This window comes from Photorhabdus hindustanensis (genome assembly GCF_002968995.1).
Taxonomy (GTDB): domain Bacteria; phylum Pseudomonadota; class Gammaproteobacteria; order Enterobacterales; family Enterobacteriaceae; genus Photorhabdus; species Photorhabdus akhurstii.
In genome coordinates this window covers 1-8,365 of the sequence record NZ_PUWT01000058.1, presented here as the reverse complement: position 1 = coordinate 8,365, position 8,365 = coordinate 1, and the positions used below count along the sequence as shown (strand labels likewise).

The following is an 8,365-nucleotide window of genomic DNA, read 5'->3' as shown; positions in this document are numbered from 1 at the left end:
GGCAATAGGTTTGAACTTCTTGATTTCTCTTCAATTCTCTGCTGATGGTCGACGGACTTCGCTTAAGTGACTCAGCAATGAAAAGCTGTGAAAAACCCGCTGTTTTTAAACTGGAAATCTGATATCTTTCTGTCTCGGTCAGTTGTGTATAGGCCATAGCGCATTCTCCTGTGGCGGGAAAGATGCCTACTATAGCAACTGACCGCCTTTCTGAAAAATTGCGCTTATTAGTCGAATCCGCCTTTTGTTTTTATTTTCTTTTTGTACAGATCAATTAATTATATCTAAATTTAGTTATTCCTTGATTCCACCATTTATATTTTTGAATTTAAATGATGAGGTAATAAGAGTAAGTGCGGTGATATTTTCAATTTTAGTCATGATGATGTTCCCAAGGAAGTTTAAATGTTGACAATAAATTACTGGTGAAAAAGAATAATGGACTATATAGATGTTACAATTTCCACTCAATCTACTTGGCAGGATATTTTTCTGTACTATCTTTTATCGTTAACGCTTTTGTTTTTTCTTCTTTTCATGAAAATTACTATAGAGAAAAGACTAAGTTATATTCTCTCTGTTATTGGGTTTTTTATTATAGTAATGTTGGGTTCAATTCAATTGTTTATTGTGAAATATGGTGGTTATCATGAAATTATATCAATGTTTATTAATTTAAATAGTGAGGTAATTAGAGTAGGTAGTGTGATGTTTTCTATTTTATATGCTTTGGTTCTACCAAGAAAGTTCGTCAATGAAACAAGGCGTTAAATTAAAACGCCTTGTTTTGCTCTTTTAATAAATTCTATCATCCCAAATACTATAACCGCCAGTACCTGCGATAAGGTGATTCCAGGTAATGTTTGTATATTTTAACGAGATACTTTCCTGTGGTGGAAGCTCATTATGATTCAATGAATGTGGATGTAAGACACTTATTTCAGTGATTGTGGCGCCAGTGATTTTTATATTGTAATAACGTTCTTGAGCACCATTTGAGTTAGTTCGGTAAAAATCAATAGAGCATTCAAGAGACTCATTCTCAGAAATAGCAACACCGAGTAATGGTGATGATTTGTCGATAGGTTTTTGGATAATAATGGGTTGATGATCGACATTTTGAGTTTGTGTTATCGCATGGCTTAAGCTATATACCCGTCATCTTTCAAGCTGCCTCTTTGTTGGCTGCACTCGCTCACCCCGGTCACATAGTTTGCTATGCTCCCGGGGATTCACTCCCTTGCCGCCGCGATGCAACTTGAAATCCATAGGGTATAAACTAATATCTGGTCAAGATGGTTTGCTTGATATTTATTACCAATAGAATCAACAGAAGAACATCCAGCCGATATTAATCCCTGTTTTTTCCCTTTATTGTCATGTAAATCATGTCAGCCATATTATACCCTTAGATTATATTTAAGTGATGTTTTACATAAACATTAAATAAATTACACTTTATTGGTCGTAAATAACAGATAAAAAAAGCGCTCATAGAGAATCAATATGAGCGCTTTTTTAAATTGATAATAATATCAATTAGATATCAATATTGGCTGCTTTCAGGGCATTCTCTTCAATAAATGCTCGGCGAGGTTCAACAGCATCACCCATCAGAGTTGTAAACAGTTGGTCAGTTGCAATGGCATCTTTTACTGTCACACGCATCATGCGGCGAGTTTCCGGGTTCATGGTCGTTTCCCATAACTGCTCAGGGTTCATTTCTCCCAAGCCCTTATAGCGCTGTATAGACAACCCGCGGCGAGACTCTTTAGTCAACCAGTTTAGCGCTTGCTCAAAACTGCTAACCGGTTGGCGTCGTTCACCGCGTTCGATATAAGCGCTTTCTTCGATCAAGTTGCGAAGTTTATCGCCTAGCTGAGTGATTCGGTGATATTCACCGCCGTGGACAAAATCGAAGTCCAATAGGTAATCAGTATCGACACCGTGTGTACGAACACACAGCACCGGTTCGTACATTTGGCGCTCACGATTTTCATGGAGGCGATAACTGTAGCTACTGCCGTTCTGTTCACTGTCATTCAGACGAGTGGCCAGCATTTCAATCCATTCTTCAACTTTCGCCTTATCAGACAATGCTTCTTCGGTCAGCTTCGGATGATAAATTAGGCTATTCAATAAACTTAGCGGATACAGACGTTCCATGCGTTTAATGATTTTTTGAACACCATTAAATTCGGTCACCAGTTTTTCCAGTGGTTCACCTTTTAGGGCTGGCGCGTGCTCATTGGTGTAAAGTGAAGCGCCATCCAGTGCAATGGATAGTTGGTACTCATCCATTGCCTCATCATCTTTAATGTATTGTTCTTGTTTACCTTTTTTGACTTTATACAACGGTGGTTGAGCAATAAACACATGACCGCGTTCAATGATTTCTGGCATTTGACGATAGAAGAAAGTCAGCAATAGAGTACGAATATGAGAACCATCGACGTCCGCATCCGTCATGATAATAATGCTATGGTAACGCAGCTTATCTGGATTGTATTCGTCACGGCCAATACCGCAGCCCAATGCGGTGATCAGGGTTGCTACTTCCTGAGAAGAGAGCATTTTATCGAAACGCGCTTTTTCGACGTTCAGGATTTTACCTTTTAGCGGCAAAATTGCCTGATTTTTGCGGTTGCGGCCCTGTTTTGCCGAGCCACCCGCAGAGTCCCCTTCCACTAGGTAGAGCTCAGAGAGTGCCGGATCACGCTCCTGACAATCAGCCAATTTGCCTGGCAGTCCAGCTAGATCCAGTGCCCCTTTACGGCGTGTCATTTCACGCGCTTTGCGAGCTGCCTCACGAGCGCGAGCAGCATCAATAATTTTACTGACGACAGTTTTAGCGTCGTTTGGATTTTCCAGTAGATATTCCACCAGCTTCTCATTCATCAACGTTTCAACCGCAGTTTTCACTTCGGAGGAGACGAGTTTGTCTTTAGTCTGAGAAGAGAATTTTGGATCAGGTACTTTAACGGAAATAACAGCAACTAAACCTTCACGAGCATCATCACCCGTAGCGCTGACTTTGGATTTCTTGTTGTACCCTTCTTTGTCCATGTAACTATTAAGGGTACGTGTCATCGCAGTACGGAAGCCAACTAAGTGAGTTCCCCCATCGCGTTGTGGGATGTTATTGGTGAAGCAGTAAATATTTTCCTGGAAACCATCATTCCATTGCATTGAAATTTCAACGCCGATGCCGTCTTTTTCTGTAGAGAAATAGAAAACATTTGGATGAATGGGGGTTTTGTTTTTATTTAGAAACTCAACAAACGCTTTAATGCCACCTTCATAATGGAAGTGGTCTTCCGTATTAGTGCGTTTATCAATAAGGCGGATGGATACACCGGAATTCAGGAAGGATAATTCACGCAAGCGTTTAGCCAGAATGTCGTGCTGGAATTCTGTGTTATTACGGAAAGTATCCATGCTCGGCCAGAAACGGACACGGGTACCTGTCTGTTCTGTTTCTCCAACGACTTTCAGTGGGCTTTGTGGTACGCCAAGGTGATAAGTCTGTTCATGAACTTTGCCGTCACGGCGGATAACCAATTCCAGCTTTTCAGACAAGGCGTTAACAACAGAAACCCCTACGCCGTGCAAACCGCCGGAGACTTTATAAGAGTTATCATCGAATTTACCCCCCGCATGCAGCACGGTCATAATAACTTCGGCTGCTGAAACACCTTCTTCTTCGTGTATGCCGGTAGGAATACCGCGGCCATCATCCTGTACGGAGACTGAGTTATCAGCATGGATAGTGACGATAACTTCATTACAATGACCTGCGAGGGCTTCGTCGATAGCGTTGTCGACAACCTCGAAGACCATGTGGTGTAAGCCGGTACCATCGTCTGTATCACCGATATACATGCCCGGACGTTTACGCACCGCATCCAGCCCTTTTAATACCTTGATACTTGAGGAGTCATATGTATTCGACATCAACGTTTCTCGCTCATTTTTAATCCTGTGGTTGAACCTCTATTTTGCCATTTTCCACGCGAAACATCTTGCTGTTTCCATCAAGCATGTCTGTTATTTGATCGGAATTTATCGCACTGACAAATACCTGAGCTTGCGTGGATTTTAGACGAGCGGCCAGCAACTGACGGCGGCCGGTATCCAGTTCGGAGGCAAAATCATCAAGCAGATACAGACATTGTTGTCCGCTCTGTCGGGTGAAATATTCACCCTGTGCTAGCCGCAGTGCGCACATCAGTAACTTTAATTGACCGCGGGATAGCATATCTTCTACTGGCGTTCCTTCCGCACGAATGCGCAGATCTGCCTTATGTGGGCCGGAAGCTGTATAGGTTAACGTTCTGTCGCGCTCAAATTGGCGTTCCAGTAATTCAGCATAATCACTCTCTTTGTCCCATCCCTGTTGAAAAGAGAAACTTAATGTAAATTCGGGTAAGAATTGCTTACAGGTATCCGTAATATCCTGAGTGATGTTTGCAACATATTCACCACGCCACTGATTTATTTGGTTAGCGAGTGGCGCCAATTCCTGATCCCAGGGCCGTATCTGGCTGTAGCGGGTAACTTGTCGTAGTGCTGCATTGCGTTGTTTGAGTAGCCGTTTTAAGTTTACCCATGCAGAAAAAAAGCGTGGCTCATTGTGAAAGCAACCCCAGTCAATAAAGGCCCGTCGATACTTTGGCCCGCCATTTAACAGGGTAAACCCTTCTGGGGTAATAAGCTGCATAGGTAACATCTTAGCCAGTTCGGCAATTTTACAGCCATCACTACCATCAATTCTGACTTTACTGTCGCCATGACGGTTTTTACTCAGACCGATAGACCGTTCTCGCTCGTTCTCTTGTTGTCTTAACCGCCCATGCAGAACAAATTCATCACAGTCGTGACGAATTATCCGCCCTGTCTGAATGCTACGAAAAGCGCGTCCGTGACCCAGCGTATAAATCGCTTCCAATACGCTGGTTTTGCCGCTGCCATTAGATCCAACCAGAAAATTAAATCCGGTAGCTAGAGGCAAATCAGCGGCGGCGATATTACGAAAATCGCGGATAAGTAAACGCGTGAGAGTCATATACCTGAAATATAAATCCGGTTACAGGCGCATTGGCATCACGACATAAGCCGCATTGTGGCTGGCACAGTCTTCTATCTGAACACTGGAAATAGCATCCGTCAGTAATAAACGAACCTCTTCACATCTTAGTGTATTGAGAACATCTAACACGTAACTAACATTAAAGCCTATTTCCATTTCAGCACCTTGGTAGCTGACATCGACAATCTCTTCGGCTTCTTCCTGTTCAGGGTTATTGGCTGTGATTTTTAGCTGGTTTTTACTGAAATAGAGGCGAACTCCACGGAATTTCTCGTTAGAGAGAATTGCTGCGCGTGAAAAAGCTTGTTTCAGCATATCGCAATTAGCTTCCAGGGTTTTATCCGGGTTCTTTGGCAATACGCGGCGATAATCAGGGAAACGCCCATCCACCAATTTAGAAGTAAAAATAAAGTCGCCAACGTGGGCACGGATATTGTTACTGCCGATTTGTAACTGTAGCGGAGTATCGCCACCATCCAGCAATCTCATGAGTTCAATCACGCCTTTGCGTGGCACGATAACCGAATGGGAAGGCAACTTTTGACCAATTCCCATAGAACAGACTGCCAGACGGTGACCATCGGTTGCAACTGTACGCAATTCTTCTCCTTCGGTTTCAAACAACATACCGTTGAGGTAATAGCGGACATCCTGGTGAGCCATTGAGAATTGAGTTGATTCAATAAGGCGTTTCAGTGTGGCTTGGGGCAGTGAAAACTCCACTTCACTTTGCCAGTCATCGAGATTTGGAAAATCAGATGCAGGCAATGTGGAGAGCGAGAAACGGCTGCGACCGGAACGCACCAATAAGCGGTCGCCATCCAGTTCTACACTGATTTCGGCCCCATCTGGCAGACCTCGCCAGATATCAAAGAATTTACGTGCCGGTACCGTGGTTGCACCTTCTGCGTGTGGCGATGAAAGCGTGACTCTTGCCATCATTTCCATTTCTAAATCTGTGCCGGTCAGCAACAGGGAACCTTCTGTAACCTGTAGTAATAAATTACCAAGAATAGGCAGAGTAGGGCGCCCACTCAGCGGGCTACTGACCTGTTGCAGTGGTTTTAACAATTGCTCACGTTCAATGATAAATTTCATAGCACTAGGAAGACAATGTTCTGATTAAGTTAGAAAAATCCTCTTTGATGTCGTGACTTTCTTCACGCAGTTGTTCGATCTTACGACAAGCATGCAACACAGTTGTGTGGTCACGTCCACCAAAGGCATCCCCGATTTCAGGCAAGCTGTGGTTGGTTAACTCTTTTGCCAGCGCCATTGCCATTTGCCTTGGACGGGCAACGGAACGGGAGCGCCGTTTGGAAAGTAAATCGGCCACCTTGATTTTATAATACTCAGCGACTGTTTTCTGAATATTATCAATGGTAACCAGTTTTTCTTGCAGTGCTAATAAGTCACGTAATGCTTCACGTACAAAATCAATAGTAATCGCTCGACCGGTAAAATTGGCATTCGCTATTACCCTGTTCAATGCCCCTTCGAGTTCACGGACATTAGAACGCAGACGTTTAGCTATAAAGAAAGCAACTTCTCCAGGCAACTGGATTTCGTTTTCGTCTGCCTTTTTCATCAAGATAGCGACACGAGTTTCTAGTTCCGGTGGTTCAATGGCAACGGTTAACCCCCAGCCAAAACGGGATTTTAACCGATCTTCTACCCCATTGATCTCTTTTGGATAGCGATCTGATGTCAGAATAATCTGTTGATTACCTTCCAGTAATGCGTTGAATGTATGGAAGAACTCTTCTTGAGAGCGTTCTTTATTGGCAAAAAACTGAATATCATCGATCAGTAATGCGTCGACAGAGCGGTAATAGCGTTTGAACTCTTCTATTGCATTATTTTGTAATGCTTTGACCATATCCTGAACGAAACGTTCAGAATGCATATAGACCACCTTGGCATTTGCCTTACGTGCCATAATGCTGTTGCCTACGGCATGCAATAGATGGGTTTTACCTAAACCCGTACCACCATAAAGAAATAGTGGATTATAAGCGCCGCCGGGATTATCAGCGACCTGTCTTGCCGCAGCGCGAGCAAGTTGGTTGGATTTACCTTCAACAAAGTTATCGAAAGTATGTTTCGGGTTAACATTAGAGCGATAAGATAGCTCTGGTTGTACCGCAGTGTTATCCCAACTGGGGCGTACTGATGTGTTTTGTGGTGCAGGTGCAACCGGCGCGTGAGCAACAACCCTTTGTGGCGGGCTATCATTTTGGGAAATAGGTTTATTGCCAACTTCAAAACGTAATAATGGTACTTCAGCTCCACAGAAGTCATTCAACAACCCATTGATGTTGTTGATATACTTCTCTCTTACCCAATCCAGAACGAATCGATTTGGGGCATAAAGTGCCAGAGTGTTACCACTTAGCTCTGCCTGAAGGGGGCGTATCCACATACTGAATTCTGTGGCAGGTAATTCATCCTGCAATCGGGCAAGACATTGCTGCCAAAGCGAAAGTGACACGGTGGACTCCCCTAAAACAAGGCCAATTAACAATTAAAGAAATCGGAGTGGTTAGCTCATTATATTGGGTACAAAACAACGACTCCTCTAAGGCGAGGAAGGATCGATTGTCATGTGTGTGGCGATTTTTAATGTCATCGCTCCCCCATGATCCGAGGATAAGATCCAAATCATGGCTGGGGATCATAGCGCAAAAGACGATATAGATCTTCATTCTTTTACACAGTTTAAGCGCTTTTTATCCACAGGATAAAATTGTCTGTGAAATAAAGGGCTGTAAAGGGGTTGCAGTGGAGTTATGGTGGTTGTCAAATGCAGATCGAGAATAAGCCGATATTCAAAATAAAATCGGACCAAGGATCATAGCAGAAAACGAAGATCTGCCGGTGATCGTTGCGCTTTGTTCAGTAGTCCGTATAATGTTGCACCCTATGTGCGATACCAGAGTTTTTTACCGATAATTCTTAGTGAAGGGTTCTGGTGTACGCATGGGCAGAGTGTTGGTAAACATCCAACTCAGTAGAAAAGCCGGCCGACTTTGTGTTATGTAAATTGACTCAGAGCTGTACATTTTATTACAATCCCGCTTCTTTTATATTGATGTTGCGATTGAGGCATCGGTGTCTATATGCTCACTGGCTGCCAACGCGTTTACTGAATCAGTAATAATCTTAAGTTAGGTAGAAATCGCTATGAAACGCACTTTCCAACCATCCGTACTGAAGCGTAACCGTTCTCACGGCTTCCGCGCTCGTATGGCTACCAAAAATGGTCGTCAGGTTCTG

The 8,365-nt window shown here is 43.4% G+C and carries 6 protein-coding genes and 2 pseudogenes; 1 reads left to right on the top strand and 7 read right to left on the bottom strand.

From position 1 onward, the window contains the following. From C6H66_RS19505 to dnaA, 7 genes and pseudogenes are all read right to left on the bottom strand, one after another. Positions 1 to 157 (bottom strand): helix-turn-helix domain-containing protein (locus tag C6H66_RS19505; RefSeq protein WP_146111079.1); only part of this gene is annotated, 157 nt, incomplete at its 3' end. Positions 158 to 795: 638 nt separating this feature from the next. After that, positions 796 to 1,155 (bottom strand): annotated as a pseudogene (gene tssD / locus C6H66_RS19495) (type VI secretion system tube protein TssD); the annotation flags it as partial. Positions 1,156 to 1,280: 125 nt separating this feature from the next. Next, positions 1,281 to 1,399, bottom strand: a pseudogene (locus C6H66_RS26970) (type VI secretion system tube protein Hcp); the annotation flags it as partial. A gap of 140 nt (positions 1,400 to 1,539) precedes the next feature. Next, positions 1,540 to 3,954 carry a DNA topoisomerase (ATP-hydrolyzing) subunit B gene (gene gyrB, locus C6H66_RS19485; RefSeq protein WP_105396450.1) on the bottom strand — a complete coding sequence of 805 codons (2,415 nt, stop codon included), beginning with the start codon at positions 3,952 to 3,954 and terminating at the stop codon, positions 1,540 to 1,542. Positions 3,955 to 3,973: 19 nt separating this feature from the next. Further along, a complete protein-coding gene (gene recF, locus C6H66_RS19480) occupies positions 3,974 to 5,065 on the bottom strand; it encodes a DNA replication/repair protein RecF (protein WP_105396449.1) in 1,092 nt (363 codons plus the stop codon). Between the two features lie 21 nt (positions 5,066 to 5,086). Continuing rightward, positions 5,087 to 6,187, bottom strand: coding sequence for a DNA polymerase III subunit beta (dnaN, locus tag C6H66_RS19475; protein WP_046396580.1), 1,101 nt, complete (start codon positions 6,185 to 6,187; stop codon positions 5,087 to 5,089). A 4-nt stretch (positions 6,188 to 6,191) separates the two neighbouring features. Further along, complete coding sequence (gene dnaA / locus C6H66_RS19470) at positions 6,192 to 7,580, bottom strand: chromosomal replication initiator protein DnaA (protein ID WP_036782378.1); 1,389 nt, start codon at positions 7,578 to 7,580, stop codon at positions 6,192 to 6,194. 692 nt (positions 7,581 to 8,272) lie between these two features. On the opposite strand from dnaA, the gene rpmH reads away from it, so the two are divergent. Then, the coding region (gene rpmH / locus C6H66_RS19465) for a 50S ribosomal protein L34 (RefSeq protein ID WP_105396448.1) at positions 8,273 to 8,365 on the top strand (93 nt) is incomplete at its 3' end.

Bases quoted from the DNA above. Each gene is read 5' to 3' on its own strand.
- gyrB (WP_105396450.1), bottom strand. From the start codon at position 3,954: ATGTCGAATACATATGACTCCTCAAGTATCAAGGTATTAAAAGGGCTG.
- recF (WP_105396449.1), bottom strand. From the start codon at position 5,065: ATGACTCTCACGCGTTTACTTATCCGCGATTTTCGTAATATCGCCGCC.
- dnaN (WP_046396580.1), bottom strand. From the start codon at position 6,187: ATGAAATTTATCATTGAACGTGAGCAATTGTTAAAACCACTGCAACAG.